A 23053-nucleotide genomic window follows, 5' to 3' on the forward strand; every position below is an offset into this window, starting at 1 on the left:
CCGAAAGGTTTTAAGAATAATCAATAAAATATCAGCTCATCTTACATTTAATTGATGAGGGTATGATAATGGTATAAATAAAGATTTTAACTTAATTAATATCTTCTAATTGTTTTCCTTTTGTTTCAGGCATAATAAATATTGCCCACAATAACTGAATCAGCATCATAAGTGCAAAAAACCAGAATATTGAAGCTGAACCAAAGGTATTGGCAAAAAATGGAAACACATTTGCGATAATTGCTGCGAATAACCAATGCGTAAAACTTCCAATTGATTGTCCATTTGCTCTTAATTTATTTGGAAATATTTCAGCAATAAAGGCCCAAATAATTGAACCGCTTCCTACTGCATGAGCTGCAATAAAAAGAAATACAAAAAATGGTAATAAATTTGAAGGTATGATATCACCACTAAAACTGATAGCCATCAAACTCAATGAAATTAAATAGCCAGCTGAACCTAAATACAATAGGAATTTACGACCCATTTTATCTATTAAGTAAAGTCCAAACATAGTGGCTATTACATTGATAAAGCCAATCCCCATAGTAGACAATAATCCGTTTTCTGTACTTATGCCAGCAGATTCAAAAATTCGAGGAGCAAAATAAATAATGGCATTTATTCCTGACAATTGATTAAAAAAGGCTATCAGTATAGCCATGAAAGTAAATTTGAAATATTGCTTTTTGAATAATGCAAAAAAGCCTAATTCTTGCTCTTCCTTAGCCTTTTCAATTTCAATATTATTAATAATCTGATTTACATTTTCAGGATCCGTTTTGGTTAAAATCACTCTAGCATCTTCATAATTGTCATGATTGGCTATCAGCCAGCGTGGACTCCTTGGTAAACGAACACTCAAAACTGAGTAAATTAATGCTGGAAAAACCTCTACAGCTAACATCCATCTCCAACTGCTTTCTAAATCAGCCAAAGCAATTAAATAATTCGAAAAATAGGCTACCAGAATACCTAATACAATATTAAATTGAAATAAGGCCACCAAACCACCTCTTTTACCTGCTGGCGCTATCTCACTTATATACATAGGTGCAATTACGGAAGAAGCTCCAACTCCTATACCTCCAATAAAGCGGAATACCATAAAAGAAATAACTTCTGGTGCTAGAGCAGATCCCAGAGCAGATACTGTATATAATACTCCAATAAGAAGTAACATTGGCTTTCTACCGTATTTGTTAGCAGGTGCACCTGCCGCTAAAGCCCCTATTACGGTTCCATATAATGCTATTGCAATTGAAAAACCATGCATCCAGTCTGACAACTCCCAGATTGTTTGGATTGCTTGTTCTGCTCCTGAAATTACGGCTGTATCAAAGCCAAATAAAAAGCCACCTAGGGCAGCTGTTAAGGATATAAAAAAGACGTATGAGTTTTTAAACATAGTTTTTATTGTCAATATAACTCATCTAAATTAGGAAAGTATGTTGACAATCAAAATTATAGATACTGATCAAAGTAGCTGTTAAAACTAATAGGATCAAAGGTCTTCCTCACGCTCTAACATCAAAATTGAGCTCTGAGGAACTATGAAATATTTTTGATCATCCAACCTTACTTCATGAGCTCCTTTCTGAAGGAATAATGCTAAATCACCCTCCTTTGCTTGTAGCGGAATATATTTCGCTTCCTCTTCTTTCCATGGCTGATCAGATTCATTAGGTAATGGTAATGGATATCCAGGACCTACCTTCATTACATATCCACTTTGAACGTGTTCCTTTTCTTTAACACCTGGTGGGAGATAAAGACCTGTTTTAGTCTTTTCATTTTGTTCTTTAGGACGAATTAAAACCCTGTCTCCTACTACAATAATCCTCTTTAATTTATTTTCTAATGTTAGTTCTACCATTGCATGAAAATTGAAGTGCAAAAATAAAAGATTTCATTATTAATTACTTTACACTACAAAAATAGTGTAATGATTTTAAGGAATCACATGATTATAACTGCAATGGCTTGCATGAGTTAAGTATAATAAACAACTTTTTACAATATGTTCATTTTACAACTACTTTTACAGATACCAAAAGGGGTTCCACAACCAGATGGAAATGATTCGATTATGTTAAATAGTCCGTTCGATTATATACTTTATGTCGTTCTTCCCATATTGATATTAATAGGTGCCTATTTTTGGTGGAAAAGAAAAAAGAAAAGAGAGGAGAATCAAAAAGATTAATAATAAGAATCTCAGCTTTCAAATTTTAAAATCAAATACTTCTATAGTATTTGATATACTTTACTTTTTCCGTTAAATTAAAGATGTGTATGCTCACTTCAACCCCTAATTCGTTTACAATTTCTTAAAACCTACAATTTATGAAAGCGTCAGCATTTTTATTTCTTTCTACACTATTACTAGCATGTAATTTCGAAGAATCTCAAAATGAAGTAGTCGATAAAGAGTCTGTTGAAGAAAATACAAATGTCACCTATTATCTAACAGGCAGCACAAGTGACATTGAAACTAATAGTAGCTTAGGATTACTGTTGGCAGGTGGAGCAACCGATCAAAAAATATGGTTCGATTGGATGGTATCAAAATCGGATGGTGGTGATTTTGTAGTCCTAAGAACTGATGACCGCGATGGTTATAATGATGATACTTTTATAGAAGGAGTCAATTCAATCCTAACAATAGTGGTTGATAGCAAGGAAAAAGCTAATTCAAACTTTGTCAGGGAAAAAATAAGAGCTGCTGAAGCATTATTCATAGCGGGTGGTGACCAAACGGAATACTACAATCTCTGGAAAAATACTGAAGTTGAAAGTGCTATAGAGTATTTATTTAATGATAAAAAAGTACCTATAGGTGGTACTTCAGCAGGATTAGCAGTACTGAGCGGAATTGCATATATCCCTCAAAATTTAGGTGTAAAGTCCTCTGAAGCTCTTGAAAACCCTTATCACACAAACATGGAAACATTAAAAACTGATTTTATATCAATTCCAAGTTTACAAAATATAATTACTGACTCTCACTTTTCAGAAAGAAATAGACTTGGAAGAACCATATCCTTCATGGCTAGATGCATTCAAGATGGAATAATAGCAAATTACGAAGACATTAAAGTTATTGCTGTTGATGAACATACTGCCGTAGCTATAGAAGAAAATGGAGACGCAGCAGTTTTTGGAAATTCGGAATATCAAGATTATGCATACTTTTTGACTGCAAATTCATCACCAAATAGGTGTGAGACTAATACCACTTTGCATTGGACTGATGGAATCACTGCTTATTCAGTGAGGGGAAAGGATAATTATACAAAAAGCTTTAATATTTTTAATTGGCAGCCTTTAATTAATGAAGTTACATCAGAACAGGTAAATGTCAATAATGGAATAATAAGTAACGACATACAGCATCCTGAGTGATTTTGACATAAAAAAAGGGCTTTTTAAAAGCCCTCTCTATTCAATATTTATTATGGATTAACCTCCGAAGTCATCAAATCTGATGTTTTCTGGTGGTACTCCCATGTCATCTAACATTTTCAATACCGCAGCATTCATCATTGGAGGTCCGCATAAGTAGTATTCTACTTCTTCCGGCTCTTTGTGATGCTTCAGGTAATTTTCGTATAAAGCATTGTGAATGAATCCTGTGTAACCATCACCGTCTTTATCATCTAAGCTCTTCTTAATTTTCCAGTTATCTTCTTCTAATGGTTCAGATAGCGCGATTTGGAACTGGAAGTTAGGATTCTTCTCTTCGATCTTTCTAAAATGATCAACGTAGAATAATTCTCTTTTTGATCTACCACCGTACCAGTAAGATACTTTTCTATCAGTACCCTGAGTATGGAATAAGTGGAAGATGTGAGATCTTAATGGAGCCATACCTGCACCACCACCGATATAAATCATTTCTGCATCAGATTCATTAATGAAGAATTCACCATAAGGTCCAGAGATTGTTACTTTGTCACCTGGTTTTCTAGTGAAAACATAAGAAGAACAGATACCAGGATTAACATCCATCCAAGTATTTTTAGCTCTATCCCATGGTGGAGTAGCAATTCTAATATTCAGCATGATGATATTACCTTCCGCTGGGTGATTCGCCATAGAGTAAGCTCTAAAGATTGGCTCATCATTTTTCATTACTAAATCCCACAGACCAAAGTTATCCCAATCTTCTTTGAAGATATCATCTTTGTGACCTAAGTCTGGATGTGGAGTAATATCTATATCTTTAAATTCACAAGTAATTTCTGGAACATCAATTTGTATATAACCACCTGATTCGAAATCTAAAGTTTCACCTTCTGGTAATTGAACAACAAATTCTTTAATGAAAGTAGAAACGTTGTAGTTAGATTTAACAGTACACTCCCACTTTTTGATACCAAAAATCTCTTCTGGTATACGGATATGCATGTCTTCTTTTACCTTAACCTGGCAAGAAAGTCTAACATTCTCTTTCTTTTCAGAACGGCTTAAGTGACCTTCCTCTGTAGGAAGTACATCACCTCCACCATCTTCAACAACACATTTACACATGGCACAAGTACCACCACCACCGCAAGCAGATGGTAAATAAATGTCTTGTCCTGATAAAGTAGACAATAAAGTGGAGCCGGCCGTTGTTACAATTGGATTGTCTTCATCTCCGTTAACAACAATATTAACTGGTCCGGACTGAACTAATTTTGATTGCGCAAATAACAGAATCAATACTAATAATAGTATTAGCACTGTAAAGGCAACAATTGAAGTGATAATTACTGATGTCATGAACTTTTATTTTGTTCTTAATGATTCAATTAATTGAGTTGCAAATATATTACATAAAATGTAAACCTATAAGTTAGGCTCAATATTTTTCCAATAATATATTTGAATTTCTAACAGTTTGAACATTCAAAAAGTTGGCGAAATTTTCAAATTATTAAAAAATATTTTTCCAGGTCCCTTTTAGGCGGTTATATTTTATGGTTGAGGGCAATGCTTTCCAGAAATAGCGATTGATTTCTACTGCAAATGAGGGCTGCATATAACAATTTATGGCACATCCTTCACACTCAGGAAGCCTGCCTTCAAGAGCTGCTAGCTTTTGAACTTCATCTGACTTATACAAATTATATAAATCTCCTTGAATTGGGAATTCTTGCTTTCCTAAATGATAACAGGGTAAAATCAATTCATTTTTTGGGGAGATTACAATAGAAGAAGAAGCCGCTTTACAAACAGGATCATCTACATGATTCCCACCTTCTTCTCTTAATTTAATAAAGGCTTCATTTAAATAAATATTTTTCCATCTGCTGACCTTTGTTAAATAATGAAGATTTTCTTGAGTTAATCCTCCTCCAGTTTCAACTGCATTATAATCAAAAATAGGATTTACAATCAGTACCAAGTTATTTGGTAAACATATATTATAGTATATTTTTTCTAGCTCATGAATATTTTCATTCATGGCGGTATACAAAATATCAGGTTTTTCACCCAGAGATTTAGCTATTTCAATCGACTTCATAACGAAATCGAAACAGCCCACTCCTCTCACTTCATCATGCTTTGCCGCATCTGCAAAATCGAGTGAAAAGTGAAGCATATCCACTAATCCTTTAAGTGCTTCTGCCTTTTTAGGATACAATAATGCATTAGTGGTAAGGGTGGTGATAAAGCCTAATTTCTTCGCAATTCTGAGAAAAGCATCTATTTGTTGATGTAATAATGGTTCTCCTCCAGTAAAATCAATAACTCTTACGCCTAATTTCTTTAAGTCCTTTAGATTTTTCTCTACATCCTTTAGTTCAATATAGGGACTAGGCTTCTCCCAGATATCACAAAAGTGACAACTCGCATTGCACCTGTAGGTCACATAATAATTACATAAAACCGGTTTTCGGATTAAGCGCATGGCCTAAAGTTAGGAATAAGCTACTCTAAATGCTAAATTGTGTTTATGAGAATGCTTGAAAAAAATGGATTATAGTAAAATCAAGTATAAGATTGAGAAGGAAACTTTACAACAAGAAGTATTAAGCGCAAAAGTTGAAGTAGAAACTCTATTAGAAGCTTTGAAAAAACCTGAAGTTAATGATAAAGCTTCCTGGGTTTTTAGTAGTGTAGTAGAATTAAAACCAGATATAATAAAAGAACAAGACATTACTTTGCTAATAAAATTATTAGAGAATAATCCCTCCAAAGCTTTAGAAAGGAATATTTGGCGCACATTTCAATTCATAGAAATCCCAATAAAACTTCAAGAAAAATGTACACATCTCGCATTTGAGACCTTGGAAAGAAATGAAAGCTCAATTGCAGTTCAGGTATTTTCTATGAGTGTAGCCTTTGAACTATCCAAAAATAATAAGGACTTAATGCATTTATTAAAGGAAATTCTATTATTCAAATTTGAAAATGCATCTAAAGGATTTCAATCAAGGGCTAGAAAAATATTAAAAGAGTTTGATTAATGACTTTACCCGATAGCAGTTCATAAAAAATGCCAGTGGTTCTACTGGCATTTTGAGAGTTAAAATATTATTTCAACATTTTCAGCAATGTTGTCAACTTCGTTTTCAATTGTCTTCTATCTACTATAAAGTCTAAAAAGCCGTGGTCAAGGACAAACTCTGAGCTTTGGAAGCCTTTTGGTAAATCTTTACCTATGGTTTCACGGATTACCCTAGGTCCAGCAAAACCAATTAGAGCACCAGGTTCAGCTATATTGAAATCACCCAACATAGCATATGATGCGGTAACCCCGCCTGTTGTTGGATCTGTCAATAATGAAATATAAGGTACTTTTGCTTCTGAGAGTTGAGCAAGTTTAGCGGATGTTTTAGCCATTTGCATTAGTGAAAATCCTGCTTCCATCATTCTAGCGCCCCCTGATTTTGAAATCATTAAAAAAGGTACTTTCTTCTTGATAGAATATTCAATCGCTCTAGCAATTTTTTCTCCAACCACAGAGCCCATTGAACCACCAATGAATCCAAAATCCATACAAGCGATACAAATGTCTAACCCATTCATCTTTCCGTGAGCAGATCGAACAGCATCTTTTAATTCTGTTTTTTCCTGAGTTTTCTTGATCCTACTAGGATACGGCTTGCTATCCACAAATTCTAAAGGATCACCAGAAACCATATCTTTATCAAGCTCTGTGAACTTATTATCATCAAAAAGAATTTCGAAATACTCTTTAGAGCCTATTCTAACATGATATTCATCATCTGGGCTAACATAGGCGTTTTGCTTGAGCTCACGCATGTGAATGATTTTCCCACTTGGGGTTTTATACCACAAGCCATCCGGAGCCTCTTTTTTATTCTCTGTAGGAGTTAAAATCCCTTTATTTTGTCGCTTAAACCAAGCCATATTGTTTCAAATTTTTAATTAAACCTTTTACAGGTTTTAATTGGAAGGTCAAAGATAAATGAATTGAATGTCAATTGCCAAAGTAAAATATTAAATCCGGTTTTATCGCTAAAAAATATCCAAGCCTTTCTGGTTAAATAATAGATAAAATCTACGCAAAATTATCTTCAGAATATACTACACCCACTTACTAACAAACGTTAGTTTCTGGTTACCAGCGGTTTAAATATTTATAAAAATATTTTGATGAGAATTTTAAAGTCACGAACTTTTCGGAATGAACGTTCATTCCGCACTTAAAAATAAACTTGATAAGAAAAATCTAATCTTAGATACAACGCTTGAATTGATATCCGAGAATGGATTTCATGGAACTCCTATTTCTATGATTGCAGAAAAAGCTGGAATAGGTGCAGGCACTATTTATAGATATTTTGAAAATAAGGAGGCATTAATCAATGAGTTATTTAAAGAAATAAAGCGAAAGGTAATGAATGCTATGCTTGATGGTTATAATGAGAATAAATCCTTCAAAGATCGGTTCAAACATTTATGGATGAACCTTATCAATTATTTCATGGATCACCCTAAAGCTTTTCAATTTATAGAACAACACAGATACGCTTCTTACATGAGTAAGCTTACAAGAGAGGAAAGTTTTATGATTATGTCTCCAGTAATGATGTTTTTCATTGAAGCAAAAAGCGCAAAGGCCATGAAAGATTTACCGATTTACACCATTATATCTTTAGCCTATGGCCCCATTACCTCATTGGCAAAATTACAGATAGATCATAAACAGAAATTAAGTGCTGAAAGGATAGAACAGGCTGCAAATGCATGTTGGGATGCCGTAAAAAATAATTAATTAAAATTTTAAGTACAGACTATATATAATTAATATGAAAACACCTAATGTAGTTTTTAATGGAGTAGGATCATTCGTTCCTGAAAATGTAGTGCCAAATGAACATTTTCTACAACACGAATTTTACATGGAAGATGGAACACCTTTTGAAGTTTCTAATGAAGAAATTATTCAAAAGTTTGAGAAAATTACTGGAATCAAAGAAAGACGATATGCAGACAAAGATCAATTGAATTCTGACCTGGGTTTTATTGCAGCTGAAAATGCCTTAAAAAACAGTACAATTGACAAAGAAGATCTTGACTATATTATATATGCTCACAATTTTGGCGACATAGAATATGGTACCAATAGAGTAGATAATATGCCAAGTTTAGCAGCAAAAGTTAAGCATAAATTAAATATTAAAAATCCTGATGTAGTATGCTATGATATCATCTTCGGATGCCCAGGTTGGGTTCAAGGTGTTATACAAGCATATCAAATGATTCGCAGTGGTTTTTGTAGAAACATTATGGTAATTGGAGCTGAAACCCTCAGTAGATGCGTGGATCCACATGATAGAGATGGAATGATATTCTCAGATGGAGCCGGAGCAACCATTGTTTCAGCTTCATATGATGACGACAGAAAAGGAATTTTAGGGTTTGCCAATAGAACAGATGCTGCAGAAGAACTTAACTACTTAGCCATGGGTAAGTCCAATAAACCAGGACTTGAAGAAGAAGCCAGGTTCATTAAAATGAAAGGACGTAAAATTTATGAATACGCTTTGGATGAAGTAGCTGCTGCCATGCAGATTGCCTTAAAAAGGTCTGGGATATTTTTAGAAAACATTCAAAAAGTATTAATTCATCAAGCGAATGCAAAAATGGATGAGGCAATTCTAAGAAAGCTTGGTCAATTGTATGATTTAAGGTTAGAGGCTAAAGAAATGATGCCTATGACAATCCAGAAATTTGGTAATAATTCAGTAGCCACTGTTCCTGTTATGCTTGATTTAATGTTAAAAGGAGAACTTGAAGGTCATAAAGTAAAAAGTGGAGATGACATTATTCTGGCATCAGTTGGAGCTGGAATGCATATAAACGCCATCATTTATAGAATGTGATATCTTATGAGAGTAATTCAAATTTATGAATTACTCTCTTAGTATTTATTAAAAAAACTTTTGGATTATTTGTTTTGTTTTAGAGCCATTCTCTTCCTTACCATCTAATAAGTTAGAAAAAATCTGTTTTTCAGCACTATTGATACTAGTGTCAAATTCAATTTCATTACTTCCTATCTTTTTTGACCCCATATGCCAAGATGGAAAACTTTTTTTAGTGATAGGCATATACGACAGCATAATACAGTTTTTATGACGGTGATCATCTTTTATTTTGTCATATAAAGTCATTATTGTATCATTTTCCCCTTCTACTAATTGCAAAAATTTTTTATCTGAGTAAAGTAGAGCTCCTGTAATACCTAAATCTGGATTATTCTTTTTACAAGCTTGAAGAATATTCTCGATTTCTTTCTCCGAATTATTCACTCTATCACTTACATACACTAATTGAGATAGCATAAAAATTATGTTTAATTAAAAAATGAACCTATATGTAAATAGTTTAATTTAAAAATTGTTTAACTAAACATCTAGCAATAAAAAAAGGCTACCAATTGGTAGCCTTTTAAACTTTTATAATTTGAGAAATATTAGTTCTCAACTTCTTCTTTCACTTCTTCAGCTGCTTCTTTCATTTCTTCACCAGCATCTTCTGCTTTTTCTTTTCCTTCTTCAACTTTTTCTTCTACATCTTCTTTCATTTCTTCAGCAGCATCACCCATTTCGTCAGCTGCATCTTCAACTGCATCTTTTACTTCTTCAGTTGATTCTTCCATTTGCTCTTTAGCTTCTTCCTTTTCGCTTGTATTTCCACATGCAAAAACAGCTAAACTAAATGCTCCTAGTAAAACTAGTGTAAATAATTTTTTCATAGTTCAATTGATTATGGTTTAAGATGTAAATGTATCTAATTTTAAATACCTGCAAAAGTATTTACTATTTTTTTCTAAAAACTAGTTTAATTGGAACCCCTTCGAAGTCAAAATTCTCTCTTAGCCTGTTTTCTAAGTATCTTTCGTAAGGTGGCTTTATGTATTGTGGCAAATTGCAGAAAAATGCAAAAGTTGGAGTATAAGTAGGTAATTGAGTTACATACTTAATCTTAATATATTTCCCCTTTAGTGCTGGAGGTGGATATTTCTCTATCTCCTTTAACATTACTTCATTCAAAGCAGAAGTACTTACTTTTTCTGATCTGCTAAAATATATTTTTGTGGCAAGTTCTATTGCTTGAAAAATTCTTTGTTTTTCAACTACAGAGGTAAATATTATTGGAATATAATCAAGTGGACCAAGCTTTTCTTGAATTTCTTTCTTAAACTTATCATGCGTTTTTCCATCTTTTTCAATCAGATCCCATTTATTAACCATAATCATGATACCCTTTTTATTTTTATGGGCCAATCCTATGATTTGCATATCCTGAGATTCAAAACCACGAGTTGCATCAATCATGATAATACATACATCACTATCTTGAAGAGATTGAATAGCTCGAATAGTTGAATAAAATTCTATATCATCTTTAGATTTAGTCTTTTTTCTCAAACCGGCAGTATCAGTTAAAATAAAATCCTTGCCATACAATTTATAGTGTGTATTGATAGAATCACGAGTAGTTCCAGCAATGTCAGTAACAATTGTTCTCTCATCACCTAATAACGCATTTAAAAATGATGATTTTCCCGCGTTTGGCCTTCCCAAAATAGCCAACCTTGGCACTCCTTCGTAAGGATCTTTATGATCATCATCAGGAAAAAGCTTTACAACCGCATCTAATACTTCACCGCTACCTGATCCACTTGCTGAAGACATGGTAAATACTTCATCAAATCCCAATCCGTAAAATTCGCCTGCCATATAGCTCTTTTCAGTATTATCGGCTTTGTTTGCAATTACAAATACTGGTTTCCCGACTTCTCTTACAACATTTGCAAAGTCTTTATCCATATCCGTGAGTCCAGTATGGCAATCTACCATAAAAAGAATTACGGTTGCTTCGCTTAATGCTGCTTTAACTTGCTTCCTGATCTCCTTTTCAAAGATATCGCTGGAACCAGTTACATACCCTCCTGTATCAATGACTGTAAATTTCTTACCAGTCCATTGTGCCTCTCCATATTGACGGTCACGAGTCACTCCTGATTCATTATCCATAATCGCCTGTTTACGTTCAACTAAACGATTAAAAAAAGTGGATTTCCCGACATTAGGCCTCCCTACTATTGCTACTATATTTGACATTTATATTTGGTAATTAGTAATTTGTAATTAGTAAATCAGAATTAATGTTCCCTGATTAAAAGCCATTTTGCTTTATTTTATTGAGAATAGCTGTGATGATTTTTAGTATCTCTTCACATTCTTCTATCCTATTATTTATCTCATCTCCATTATATAAGCCAGAATCCTTTATTAATCTTAACCAGTAATGAGACTCTCTTGCTTCTTTATAAGCTATAGATAATTTTGCGTAAAAATCTTTCCTTGATTGCCCACCAATAGCTTCTTCAACATTGGTACCAATAGATGTTCCTGATCGCAAAACCTGACTAGATATTTCAAAGTGTGTAACTCCTTTTAGTTTCTGAGCTAATTTTATGATATTCAGTGCAAAATTATATCTTTTCTGTTGAATTAAATGATCAGACCTCATACTTTTTGAAGGCTTGGTATCTCAAATTAGTAATTATTATTTACAAATTATTAATTATCATTGATAACCGAATCTCTTCAGCTTTAAGTCTTTCTTTCTCCAATCTTGTTCTACTTTCACGAAGGTTTCAAGATGTATTTGTTTATTAAAAAAAGTTTCCAAGTCCTTTCTCGATTCAATCCCTACCTTTTTAATGGCCTCACCACCTTTCCCTATTATGATCCCTTTTTGAGATTTCCTTTCCACATATATTTCAGCCCGAATTCGAATAATGGTATCATCCTCTTTAAATTCAGTAACCACCACTTCGCAACTGTAAGGAACTTCCTTTTTGTAATTCTGGAAGATTTTTTCTCGAATGATTTCTTCAACAAAAAACTTCTCAGGCTTATCTGTCAATTCATCCTTAGGGAAATATGCAGGGTGTTCAGGAAGAATTTCAATCAGCTTAGAAAATAATTCTTCAATATTTATTTTCTCTAATGCGGAAACCATAATCTGATGTTCTGGCTCAATAATATCCGCCCAATATTTCATTTTATCTACCGCTTGTGAACCTTTAGCCTGATCGATTTTATTCATAATCAAGATAATTGGCACCCCACTCTTTTTAATTCTATCAATTAAAACATCCCCCTCTTCATATTTCTCATATAAATCAGTTACAAAAAGTAAAACATCAGCATCCTCTAAAGCCGATTTTACAAATCGCATCATCGAATTATGAAGTTCATATTGGGGATTTAGAATTCCAGGCGTATCAGAATATACAATTTGAAAATCATCACCACTTAAAATACCCATTATTCGATGACGAGTAGTTTGTGCTTTGGAAGTAATAATAGACAGCCTTTCCCCTACTAATGCATTCATTAAGGTAGATTTCCCTACATTTGGCTTCCCGACTATGCTTACAAATCCTGCTTTGTGCTGATTTTTTGACATTAATTTAAATTTATTTTGCAAAGGTACTTGATTTTCTGAAAACCTTAGCATACCTTTGTAATCCTTTTGAGAGAAACATCAGAAAATGATGAAAAAATCAAGAGTTTATATCGCGGGATGGAGCAGTTGGTAGCTCGTTGGGCTCATAACCCAAAGGTCGCAGGTTCGAGTCCTGCTCCCGCTACTAAAATTACAAACCAGTCTTATTTCAAGGCTGGTTTTTTTTATGTCTTTTATTTAAAAAAATCAGCTCGTTGAGCTCTTATCCGCTTGCCAGCGGACGCAGGTTCGAGTCCTGCTCCCGCTACTAAAATTACAAACCAGTCTTATTTCAAGGCTGGTTTTTTTTATGTCTTTTATTTAAAAAAATCAGCTCGTTGAGCTCTTATCCGCTTGCCAGCGGACACAGGTTCGAGTCCTGCTCCCGCTACTAAAATCACAAACCAGTCTTATTTAAGGCTGGTTTTTTTTATGTCCTTTTTAATATAAAATAGCTCGTTGGACTCTTATCCGCTGGCTAGCGGACACAGGTTCGAGTCCTGCTCCCGCTACTAAAATCACAAACCAGTCTTTTTTCAAGGCTGGTTTTTTTTATGCCTATTATTTAATAAATAATCAGCTCGTTGAGCTCTTATCCGCTAGCCAGCGGACGCAGTCGAGTCCTGCTCCCGCTACTAAATCATAAACCAGTCTTACTTCAAGGCTGGTTTTTTTATGCCTATTATTAATAAATCATTAGCTCGTTGGGCTCTTATCCGCTAGTCAGCGGACGCAGTCGAGTACTGCTCCCGCTACTAAAGTCACAAACGAGCCTTGAAAAAAGACTGGTTTGTGACAAGCTGCTATTTAATAATTCTTAGATTTTTCTCTAGTTTATTGATAAGTTATCTTGAACAAAATCTGAGTCATAAATAAATAAAATCACTTATTTTAAAAATACTTATATCTACATTGAGATAAAAATTGACATTTACGTGTGTATCCAATAGCAAACTTAGTATTAAATCAAAAAGTAGGACAATGTAGTCTGATTTAGTTTTTGATATACTTTTATCAAATTTTTGCCGTGTTTTAACAAAACTTCTACCCCGATTTTTAAGTGTATAATAATATACAGCTCCACATGTATTTTTTACTGTTTGAATGAAATCATTAGAAGACTTCATTCCCGCAGGCAAATACAAAAACCTTGTATTATTTTTTAACTTTTTTATGTAATCTTCTCTTTCTAATTTAGAAATCGTTTCATTAACTAACTGATTGTCATAATAAATTTTTCTTTTTTCAAGAATCTCAGGCAAGCTTACTGGTTTTAAATTCTCGCATTCTGATTTGTACAATTCTTTTAGAAAAATGTCGCAAATCTTGTCAAGATTATAAGTTTTATATTTTTGAATTAAAAACATCATTTTATTTCGAATTGATATTAAAACAAAAATACCTAGCAAAACTGCATACTATTAAAAGTGATGTAATTATTTTTTATCGTATTGAGGGTGAATTTAATTTATTGATTATTCAGCAGTTATATTTATTCCTATCAAAGAAATATCTTGCTTTATCTTTAAATACACTAATACTGATAAATTATCAAACTCTAATCTACAATAACAGTTATTTATGTCATATCTTTTTATATGGTCACATTTTCTATAATAAAATACTCTCAAAATAAATACTGGGCTTTTAAGCAAATGCAATTACTACCAAAGCAGTTCGATCAAATTGATGGCTGTGATTTTGCTAAATTATTAGGAACTGGTAGCGGTTTTGGGTTTAGTTTATGGCCAGATTTCTCGACTTACTCTCTATTAATTAATTGGAAGACTGAAGATCATGCGAAACAGTTTTTCAAAGAATCTCCTTTATTCATTGAATTGAAAAATAAATCCAACAGTATCAAAACTCATTTCTTGGAATCTATTAGTGCACATGGAAGCTGGTATGGCAAAAATCCATTCCCTTCAAAAAACAACTATAAAAATGATAAAATTGCTGTGATAACTAGAGCCAGAATAAACATTAACAAGTTAACTCGATTCTGGCAGTTTGTTCCGAAAGCAAGTAAAGCTATTGAGAATGCTAAAGGATTAGTTTACACCAAAGGAATAGGTGAATGGCCCTTGATCGAACAGGCGACCTTTAGTATCTGGGAAAATGAAGACGCTATGAAGGCTTATGCTTATGCTGACATCCACAAAGAAATTATTAAAAAAGTAAAAAATGAAAATTGGTATAAAGAAGAATTATTTAGCCGTTTTAATGTGCTAAAAACTTTACAGCATTAACATCTAAGCCATCAGACCGTTGAACTTCATCAGAGAAATAATTCATTATGAAAAAGTTAATTATAATTCTTCCCCTCTTTATTTTATTTCAAGCCTGCAATCAAAATACTGAATCCACTACATCAAAAGAGAAAATAAACTTTACCCTTAATCAAAATTTTGGAGACTATTGGTATCAGGGTGAGGCGGAATTAACCTCCTATGAGCTGACACAAGTGAGATATGGCCAGCAAAGAAAGGGGCATGCTGTTTTGATTTATGTTACTGAAGATTTTTCAAAATCTAAACAAGTGAAATTGGATAATCCAAAAGCGGCTGGAGATGATGCAGAAAAAGTGATGAAGTTAAACTTTACAAAAAAATTCAAAACGGGTATCTATCCCTATTCCATTATGACTTCAGTTTTCAGTCCCGTTTATCCTCAATACGACTTACATGCACGTAAAATCACCACCTCTATTCAGGAATGGTGTGGTCATGTTTTTACGCAACTCAATAATGAAGATAAATATTATAATTTACTCAGCAGGTCTTATTTTGAGAGTGAAGGAGATATCGAAACAGAACTAGAAAAAGTATGGTTGGAGGATGAGCTATGGACTTTAATAAGATTAAACCCCGAAAAACTTCCATCGGGAGAAATTAAGATTTTACCTTCTACGCAATATATAAGACTAAAACACAAAGAAGCAATCCCTTATTCGGCAAGCATAGATATCATTAATCATAATAGCTTAAAAATACTAGAATTAAATATTCCTGATTTAGAAAAAAACCTTAAAATTCAATTTGAGGCAAATCACCCCTATAAAATTCAAAGCTGGAAGGAAACATACCCTGAAAATGGAGAAATGATGACAACTGAAGCTACTTTAAATGAAAGATTAATGCTTGATTATTGGAATAAAAATTCAGTAAATGATAGTATATACAGAGAAAAATTAGGGCTTGAATGAAATAAAAAATGCATCACCTTATTGAGTGATGCATTTTTAAAGGCTTTAACTTTTTATTGATACATTAATAAGCTCGTACTTCTTTACCTTCCATGAAGTTTACAAAAGCTTTATTAACAACACGATTACCCCCTTTAGTTGGGAAATCTCCTGTGAAATACCAGTCTCCCAAATGATCGGGACTCGCTTTGTGTAAATTTTCTACCGTTTGATAAATCACTTCAACCTCTGCTTCAATGGTCTCAACTTTCACTAATTCAGCAATCTTATTCGAAATTTGCTCATATGAGAATGGCTCAAAAACTGCTTTTACGTAGTTTTCAGAATTATCACCATGCAAGCATTTCTGATAAGCCTCCTCTAGTATATTTTCTTGTTTTGTCTCTTTCAATAATGCCAATACTGCTCTGAATGCAATGAAATCTTTCATTTTACTCATGTCAATACCATAGCAATCAGGGAAACGGATCTGCGGAGCTGATGAAACAATAATTATCTTTTTAGGCTCAAGGCGATCTAGCATTCTTAAGATACTTTTCTCTAAAGTAGTTCCACGAACAATAGAATCGTCTATTACTACGATAGTATCAACCTTTTTCTTAATCACTTCATAAGTAGTATCATAAACATGAGCCACCAAGTCATCTCTATGCTCATCATCCGTAATAAAAGTTCTGAGCTTAGCATCCTTAATTACTAACTTCTCAACACGTGGCCTGAAAGAAAGTAATTTCTTAAGCAGCTTATCATCATCTTTATTATTTTTCAGTGCATCTAATTGCCTTTGTGCAAGGTGTTGCTCCATTCCCTCCATCATTCCTAAAAATGATGTTTCGGCCGTATTAGGGATGTATGAGAAAACAGTGTTTTCTAAATCGTAATCAATAGCATCTAAAATTTTAGGTACTAATAGCTTCCCTAGCATTTTTCTTTCAGAATAGATGTCAGGATCAGACCCTCTTGAAAAATAAATTCTTTCAAAGCTACATGACTTACGTTCTAATGGCTCAATATATTGATCCATTTTATAATCACCATTTGTATTGATGATTAAAGCATGAGCTGGCTTTATTTCCTGAATGTCTTCATAATTAACATTAAAAGCTGTTTTAATGGCCGCTTTTTCTGAAGCCACAACTACTACTTCATCATCAGCATAGAAGTGTGCGGGTCTAATACCTGATGGATCTCTTGCAACAAAAGCATGGCCCGCTCCTGTAATTCCTGCCATGGCATATCCCCCATCAAAGTCACGACAAGCTCGCTGCAACACTTGTAATAAATCAAGCTTCTCTTCAATTATTTGAGTAATCTCAGCGTTTGTATATTCATCTTTATGAAGTTCAAAAATTCTTTGGTTTTCCTCATCAAGAAAATGCCCGATCTTCTCCATAACCGTTACAGTATCCACCTTTTCTTTTGGATGCTGCCCTAGTTCTGTTAATATATCGAATAGTTCTTCAACATTCGTCATATTGAAGTTACCCGCTACCATCAAACTTCTATTTTTCCAGTTATTTTGGCGCAACATAGGATGGCAATTTTCAATAGAATTTTTACCATGGGTACCATACCTTAAATGTCCTAACCAAACTTCACCGGTAAAAGCACAATTTTCTTTTAACCATTTTTCTTGGCTAAATAATTCACCCCCTTCCTTTTTGGCTTTCTTATATTTTTTAGAAATTTTCTTGAAAATCTGTGTAATTGGCTGATTTTCCACTGAACGATATCTACTGATATATCGATGCCCTGGCTCTACATTTAATTTTACGTTTCCGACACCGGCACCATCTTGTCCTCTATTATGCTGCTTTTCCATTAATAGGTAAAGCTTGTTCATAGCATAAAGTGGCCCATATTTATCAATGTAATATTGTAGAGGTTTTCTTAAACGGATTAATGCAATTCCGCATTCGTGTTTGATGATATCGCTCATGATTGTTGCGTTAAAACACAAAGTTAAGTTTATTATAATTGATGTTCAATTTTTTTTCTTCAATTAGCTATTATCTAAAAATAATACAAGTAATATATTCGATGTATCGGTACTTTTTTACCGACAGAAAATTGTAATAAATGCCATTTTCAAAAAAGAAATATTTAGTTTTGATGTTTAATAGGGAATAAAAAGCTATCAATAAACAATTACAATTTTACCTGATTTGAAAAAGCTAAACCTTATCATATTTTTTTTAAGCTCCCATTTTTTAGCTATTACACCAAGTTTTGCTCAAAACAATTACGAGCAAATAGAGCAAATTTACCTTAACTACAGATCGGAGATTGACAATGAATACATATCGGAAGATCTAAAAGTTGATGAATTTTTGAATGGAATACCAAGTGATTCAGAAATTTCAGAACAAGAAATTAAAGATGTAATCAGGCTTCTGGTTTATTTAGAAAATTCTGATTTAAATCAGAAAGCAATTAGTTTACTAAAAACACTTATTCCTAAAGTAAAAAAAAGCGAAATATTTCAAGCTTTTCTTTTCCAGACTTTAGGCAAAATATACCACCATCAGGATGAACTAGTTTCTGCTTTAGAGAACTATTTAAAAGCTTCTCGTATATATGAATCAAACAATGAATTTTATCCTTTAGTGACTATCTATAGATCCATATCAAGAATCAATACTGAGGGACAAAATTATGATCAAGGTTTAAATTATGCCGAACTGGCTTATCAGATATTTCAAGAAAACCCTCCAAGAAACAGAAGAGACAGTATTTTACTAAGATCAATAATTGACTATAAAGGACTGAATAACAGAAGATTATCAAATCATAAAAAAGCAATTGATAATTTTAATGAATCAATTAAAATGTCGCGTTTGCTTAAAGACACAGTTTTTGTTTCCATAGCAAAAGGAAATAAAGCAGTAAGCTACTTTGATTTAGGAATGTTAGATGAAGCTCTTCCTCTATTAATTGAGGACTATACCAACAGCATGAAAAATGAAGTTTACGGAAGTGCTTTTAATGCTGGAATTTATTTAGCAAGAGTTTATCAAGCGCAAGCTAAGATTGAAAAAATGGATTCCATTTTTAGAGAAGTTGAACAAATTCACAGTGAATACAATTTCTCAAACCCAGTAGCAATGACTGATTATTTTTTAATAGCGGCTGCATTAGCTGAAAATAAAGGAGACTACAAAAAAGCATTAGATTTTTATAAGGAGTTTGAAAAAGTTGACTTGAAAAGAGATTCTATTGCAATTCAAAATGACATTAGTGGAATGCAAGAAAAATATCTTTTGGACAAAGAGATCAGCAAATTGGAATTACTTCAACAAACTAATGAATTGCAAGCCTCTCATTTAAAATTAAGAACTGCTTTCTTAATCATTATAGCAATTGCTCTTTTGGTAGTTTTATGGTATGTGTTTAGGCTTCGGTTCAAGAATAGAAAAATAGACAGGCTAAATGAATTATTAGAAGCTAAAGTTTCGGAAAGAACTGCAAGACTTTTAGAAATTAATAAAGAATTAGACACCTATCTTTACAGAGCCTCACACGATATAAGAAGACCCATCAGAACTTTATTAGGCTTAAATAATATTGCTCAGCTAACTGAAGACAATATTCAGCTCAAGAAATTGTTTCATAATGTAAATGTTACGGCCATGGGCATGGACAAAATGTTATTCAAATTGCAAATGGCTTATGAGTTAAATACTACACATGATATTTCTAAAGTAGACATTGAAGAACTAATTCGAGAGTGCATTGATGATATGTCATTAGAAATTAAAGAACATAATTCCCAAATTTCTATTGATATTAATCCTAAAGCAAATTCAGTTTTAGCAAATAATTCGCTTTTGCGAATCGCTTTAGACAATATCATTGAAAACTCCATGACTTACAAAAATGAAGGGGTAAATAAAATAGAAATTTCAACAGATAGAGGAAATCATTTCTTCTATATTCACGTAAAAGACAATGGTTTTGGAATAGATGAAAAATATTTTAATGATATATTTAAAGCTTATTTTAAAATCAGTAATAAAAGCCCGGGTTCTGGCTTAGGCTTATTTTTGGCACATAAAGCTATTTCATTTTTAGAAGGCGAAATTTCAGTCAACTCAAAAGTTAACGAAGGATCCCAATTTACTATAAAAATCCCTCTTAATCCCAGATAGGGAACTTCTCTAACTTAACATCATCATGAAAAAATATTTTTGCTGATGCTTCAAAAGAAGCGGTTATATCAGAAACCAAAAATCTATCTTTATTCAATTTTATATCCGACAAAAGGTCATGATCTTTTAAAAATTGCTGAAGTCTTTTAGCCACAATAGAAGCTGAATCAAGGATATCTACCTTACCCTCATAAAAGTCGTTAATCTCATTTTTAATTAATGGATAATGTGTACATCCTAGAATCAAGGCTTCAATACCCATTAAATGATCATTATGAAGATATTCTTCTATTATATCATGGCTAATTCTGTTTTCAAAAAAACCTTCTTCAATCATAGGAACTAGCAATGGAGTTGCTAAACTATGTAATTCAATTTCAGGATTAAGTTGTTTAAGCTTTGATTCGTATGCATTGGAATTTATGGTCTGCTTGGTTCCAATGAGACCTACTTTTTTATGATTATAGTGCTGGGCCACATATTCTACAACAGGATCAATTACATTAAATACCTTTGCTTTTGAACCCACATATTCTCTAACTAATTCAAAGGCTGCGGATGACGCAGAATTACAAGCTATAAGAATAAGTTTACAGCCTTGCTGAAGCAGAACATCTGTTACTTTTATACTGTAGGCTTGAATTGCAGCTGCTGACTTATCACCATAAGGAAGGTGAGCAATATCTCCGAAATAAACGATATTCTCATTTGGCATCAACTCTTTAACCTTGTGTGCTACGGTTAACCCACCGATACCAGAATCAAAAATACCTATAGGAGCAGCATTATCTTTAATCATATTGCAAATATGAGAACTTGCTGAAAATAAAAAACTACAATCAAAGAATTTCTACATTGAGATATCCAATTGCCTCCCTTCTTCTTTGGCTTTTTTATCCATTCCAGCTCCAATGGGTAAACCAATTGCTAATCCAATCCCAATACCAGAACCCATAAAAGCCATATTCTCCAGCATTAAGCCAAATACTACTCCAAAAGGAATTCCAAATGCAGCCATACCTATTGCCATCCAAATCGCTAAATAATGATTTTTAGTCACCAAATTTAGTCTTTTCTCCACCATCTTTAAGATGGAATTATACGATTTATTGATCTGTTCATAAAGCTTTGATTCAGTGTCAGCTGTATTTATCTTTTTAATTTCTTCATTAATATTATTCAATACATCTTCAGGTAAATCTCTTTCATTTAGTGCTTCGAGAAGCTTTTGAATTTTCGCAATGCTCTTTTCAAGTCTTTTAGATCGAGTACCTTTAAAGTTGAGATTGATAGTATCCATGTTTTTTTTCTTTCGAAAATATGGAAAAGCAGGGCAAAAAAAAAGAGATGACTAACAGCCATCTCTTTCCTAAAGAAAAATATAATATTATAAATTACTATTTACTCCTTCCTCTCTTTGAGGGATTGGGAAAATTAGTTGATCAGAATCATAAGGTAACCCATCAGTTGATAATTGTAACCTTTTTATATCATGAATCTTATGACCTTCGAAAGCTAATTCAGCGTTTCTTTCAGCTAAAACATCAGCTAATGTTGGACTTACAACATCCGCCAAACCAGCTCTTTGTCGTAAAAGATTTAAATCATTAGCTGGACTATCACCAACAGATTGACCTAATCTTACATTACCTTCTGCTCGGGTTAAATATAATTCTGCTAATCTAACTAATACTACGTTTCCGAATTGGTTAGTCCATTTTGCAGTTCTAATATCATCGGTAGCTTCATCAATGTAAAATAAATTTGCTCTTTCATCATTAGCTTCGTAAATATCAAAATGTGATGGCTGGATTTCAATATCACCTCTTCCTCCTAAAGTAGGTGAAGCAAAAAACAACTGCATATTATTTACACCATCCTGAGTATTTACTTGAATCGCAAATACATCTTCTGAGGTATTGTTGGTATTATTATATACGCCAGCTAAGTTTCCTACTAAACTGTAAACACCAGTAGCATAATTTAATCCTCTATTTGCTGCATCTCTTGCCCCAGCAAAATTTTCCTGCTGAAGATACACTCTTGACAATACAGCTGCTGCTGCTACTCTATTGGCAAATGTACCGTTATCAGAAGGTAAGTTATTTTCGGCAAATGTTAAGTCGGATATCACTAATTGATAAACCTCTTCAACAGAAGACTTTTCATATTCTTCCGTTGAATTTGGATTTTCAGCAATAGGAATAGCTAATGAAGAGTTAGCTCCTCCGGCAGAGTAAGGCGTTCCGAAGAATTTCACTAATTCGAAATACATTAATCCTCTAATGAATTTAGCTTCTCCTTCTACTAAAGCTCTATCTGCCTCATCCACAACATCAAGTGCGCTCAAAACATTATTACAGATATTAATTACCTCATATCCTTCAATCCAAGTCTCCGTTACATCACTATTAATATTTGTAATTTGCTTTCTCCAAATATCAGCTGGATCACCAAATGTTCCAGAGAAAACAATTTCATCATTCGCTCCTAATAACTCAGAATTTCTTAGTGTATTACCACCAAACAAATCACCTATACTTAAGGCATCATACGCGCCTAAGAGTACAGCCTTTACGTTAGCGTCAGTACTTAATGCTACGCTATTATCAACATCCTGCGGAGGTAGTAAATCAAGTCTGTCTTCACATGATACACCTACCAAAAGCAGAGCAATAAATATATATATATTAAATTTTTTCATGTCAAT

At 33.1% G+C, this 23053-nt stretch carries 23 protein-coding genes and 1 tRNA gene; 9 read left to right on the forward strand and 15 right to left on the reverse strand.

The features are described 5' to 3' along the window. Positions 1-91: 91 nt before the first annotated feature. Positions 92-1411, reverse strand: a complete 1320-nt coding sequence (locus QYS48_RS03675; protein WP_308357560.1) for a sugar porter family MFS transporter — start codon at positions 1409-1411, stop codon at positions 92-94. 96 nt (positions 1412-1507) lie between these two features. After that, positions 1508-1879, reverse strand: a complete 372-nt coding sequence (locus QYS48_RS03680; RefSeq protein WP_308357561.1) for a co-chaperone GroES family protein — start codon at positions 1877-1879, stop codon at positions 1508-1510. Positions 1880-2023: 144 nt separating this feature from the next. On the opposite strand from QYS48_RS03680, the gene QYS48_RS03685 reads away from it, so the two are divergent. Beyond that, positions 2024-2209, forward strand: a complete 186-nt coding sequence (locus QYS48_RS03685) for a hypothetical protein (RefSeq protein WP_308357562.1) — start codon at positions 2024-2026, stop codon at positions 2207-2209. Between the two features lie 140 nt (positions 2210-2349). Then, positions 2350-3408: a cyanophycinase gene (locus QYS48_RS03690; RefSeq protein WP_308357563.1), complete on the forward strand. Its 1059-nt coding sequence runs from the start codon at positions 2350-2352 to the stop codon at positions 3406-3408. Positions 3409-3465: 57 nt separating this feature from the next. On the opposite strand, the gene nqrF is transcribed toward QYS48_RS03690, so the two are convergent. Further along, positions 3466-4770, reverse strand: coding sequence for an NADH:ubiquinone reductase (Na(+)-transporting) subunit F (nqrF, locus tag QYS48_RS03695; RefSeq protein WP_308357564.1), 1305 nt, complete (start codon positions 4768-4770; stop codon positions 3466-3468). A 154-nt stretch (positions 4771-4924) separates the two neighbouring features. After that, positions 4925-5902 (reverse strand): radical SAM protein, encoded by a 978-nt coding sequence (locus QYS48_RS03700; RefSeq protein WP_308357565.1) that lies wholly within the window; start codon positions 5900-5902, stop codon positions 4925-4927. A gap of 64 nt (positions 5903-5966) precedes the next feature. Between QYS48_RS03700 and QYS48_RS03705 the strand changes: the two genes are divergently transcribed. Further along, a complete protein-coding gene (locus tag QYS48_RS03705; RefSeq protein WP_308357566.1) occupies positions 5967-6461 on the forward strand; it encodes a hypothetical protein in 495 nt (164 codons plus the stop codon). Positions 6462-6528: 67 nt separating this feature from the next. Here QYS48_RS03705 and accD read toward each other — a convergent pair whose 3' ends face one another. Further along, a complete protein-coding gene (accD, locus tag QYS48_RS03710; protein WP_308357567.1) occupies positions 6529-7368 on the reverse strand; it encodes an acetyl-CoA carboxylase, carboxyltransferase subunit beta in 840 nt (279 codons plus the stop codon). 277 nt (positions 7369-7645) lie between these two features. On the opposite strand from accD, the gene QYS48_RS03715 reads away from it, so the two are divergent. Together QYS48_RS03715 and QYS48_RS03720 are read left to right on the forward strand one after the other, a co-directional pair. Then, complete coding sequence (locus QYS48_RS03715) at positions 7646-8236, forward strand: TetR/AcrR family transcriptional regulator (RefSeq protein ID WP_308357568.1); 591 nt, start codon at positions 7646-7648, stop codon at positions 8234-8236. Positions 8237-8270: 34 nt separating this feature from the next. Further along, positions 8271-9347, forward strand: a complete 1077-nt coding sequence (locus QYS48_RS03720; RefSeq protein WP_308357569.1) for a ketoacyl-ACP synthase III — start codon at positions 8271-8273, stop codon at positions 9345-9347. Between the two features lie 48 nt (positions 9348-9395). Here the strand turns inward: QYS48_RS03720 and QYS48_RS03725 are convergent, their stop codons facing one another. From QYS48_RS03725 to era, 5 genes are all read right to left on the reverse strand, one after another. Next, positions 9396-9809, reverse strand: a complete 414-nt coding sequence (locus QYS48_RS03725) for a BLUF domain-containing protein (protein WP_308357570.1) — start codon at positions 9807-9809, stop codon at positions 9396-9398. A 131-nt stretch (positions 9810-9940) separates the two neighbouring features. Beyond that, the gene (locus QYS48_RS03730; RefSeq protein WP_308357571.1) at positions 9941-10222 is read right to left on the reverse strand and encodes a hypothetical protein; all 282 of its coding nucleotides are present in this window, start codon (positions 10220-10222) and stop codon (positions 9941-9943) included. Between the two features lie 64 nt (positions 10223-10286). Then, positions 10287-11594, reverse strand: a complete 1308-nt coding sequence (der, locus tag QYS48_RS03735; protein ID WP_308357572.1) for a ribosome biogenesis GTPase Der — start codon at positions 11592-11594, stop codon at positions 10287-10289. Between the two features lie 55 nt (positions 11595-11649). Further along, the gene (locus tag QYS48_RS03740; protein ID WP_308357573.1) at positions 11650-12006 is read right to left on the reverse strand and encodes a four helix bundle protein; all 357 of its coding nucleotides are present in this window, start codon (positions 12004-12006) and stop codon (positions 11650-11652) included. Positions 12007-12063: 57 nt separating this feature from the next. Then, a complete protein-coding gene (era, locus tag QYS48_RS03745) occupies positions 12064-12951 on the reverse strand; it encodes a GTPase Era (protein WP_308357574.1) in 888 nt (295 codons plus the stop codon). A 111-nt stretch (positions 12952-13062) separates the two neighbouring features. Here era and QYS48_RS03750 point away from each other — a divergent pair. Next, positions 13063-13135, forward strand: a tRNA-Met gene (locus QYS48_RS03750). A gap of 721 nt (positions 13136-13856) precedes the next feature. Here QYS48_RS03750 and QYS48_RS03755 read toward each other — a convergent pair. After that, a complete protein-coding gene (locus QYS48_RS03755; protein ID WP_308357575.1) occupies positions 13857-14360 on the reverse strand; it encodes a hypothetical protein in 504 nt (167 codons plus the stop codon). Between the two features lie 285 nt (positions 14361-14645). Here QYS48_RS03755 and QYS48_RS03760 point away from each other — a divergent pair, with 285 nt between their 5' ends. After that, the gene (locus QYS48_RS03760; RefSeq protein ID WP_308357576.1) at positions 14646-15239 is read left to right on the forward strand and encodes a spheroidene monooxygenase; all 594 of its coding nucleotides are present in this window, start codon (positions 14646-14648) and stop codon (positions 15237-15239) included. Between the two features lie 47 nt (positions 15240-15286). Next, on the forward strand, positions 15287-16195 hold the full coding sequence (locus tag QYS48_RS03765) for a hypothetical protein (protein ID WP_308357577.1): 909 nt from the start codon (positions 15287-15289) through the stop codon (positions 16193-16195). Between the two features lie 64 nt (positions 16196-16259). Here QYS48_RS03765 and QYS48_RS03770 read toward each other — a convergent pair whose 3' ends face one another. Beyond that, positions 16260-18134: an amidophosphoribosyltransferase gene (locus tag QYS48_RS03770; protein WP_308357578.1), complete on the reverse strand. Its 1875-nt coding sequence runs from the start codon at positions 18132-18134 to the stop codon at positions 16260-16262. 226 nt (positions 18135-18360) lie between these two features. Here QYS48_RS03770 and QYS48_RS03775 point away from each other — a divergent pair, with 226 nt between their 5' ends. Next, positions 18361-20343: a HAMP domain-containing sensor histidine kinase gene (locus tag QYS48_RS03775; RefSeq protein ID WP_308357579.1), complete on the forward strand. Its 1983-nt coding sequence runs from the start codon at positions 18361-18363 to the stop codon at positions 20341-20343. On the opposite strand, the gene murI is transcribed toward QYS48_RS03775, so the two are convergent. From murI to QYS48_RS03790, 3 genes are all read right to left on the reverse strand, one after another. Beyond that, entirely contained in the window at positions 20330-21142 is an 813-nt protein-coding gene (murI, locus tag QYS48_RS03780) for a glutamate racemase (protein ID WP_308357580.1), read from the reverse strand. The genes QYS48_RS03775 and murI overlap by 14 nt on opposite strands. A 51-nt stretch (positions 21143-21193) precedes the next feature. Continuing rightward, positions 21194-21643 (reverse strand): hypothetical protein, encoded by a 450-nt coding sequence (locus QYS48_RS03785; protein ID WP_308357581.1) that lies wholly within the window; start codon positions 21641-21643, stop codon positions 21194-21196. A gap of 87 nt (positions 21644-21730) precedes the next feature. Beyond that, a complete protein-coding gene (locus QYS48_RS03790; protein ID WP_308357582.1) occupies positions 21731-23047 on the reverse strand; it encodes a RagB/SusD family nutrient uptake outer membrane protein in 1317 nt (438 codons plus the stop codon). Between the last annotated feature and the right edge of the window lie 6 nt (positions 23048-23053).

Origin of the sequence: Marivirga arenosa (assembly GCF_030503895.2) — a bacterium.
In the GTDB taxonomy this organism is placed as follows: domain Bacteria; phylum Bacteroidota; class Bacteroidia; order Cytophagales; family Cyclobacteriaceae; genus Marivirga; species Marivirga arenosa.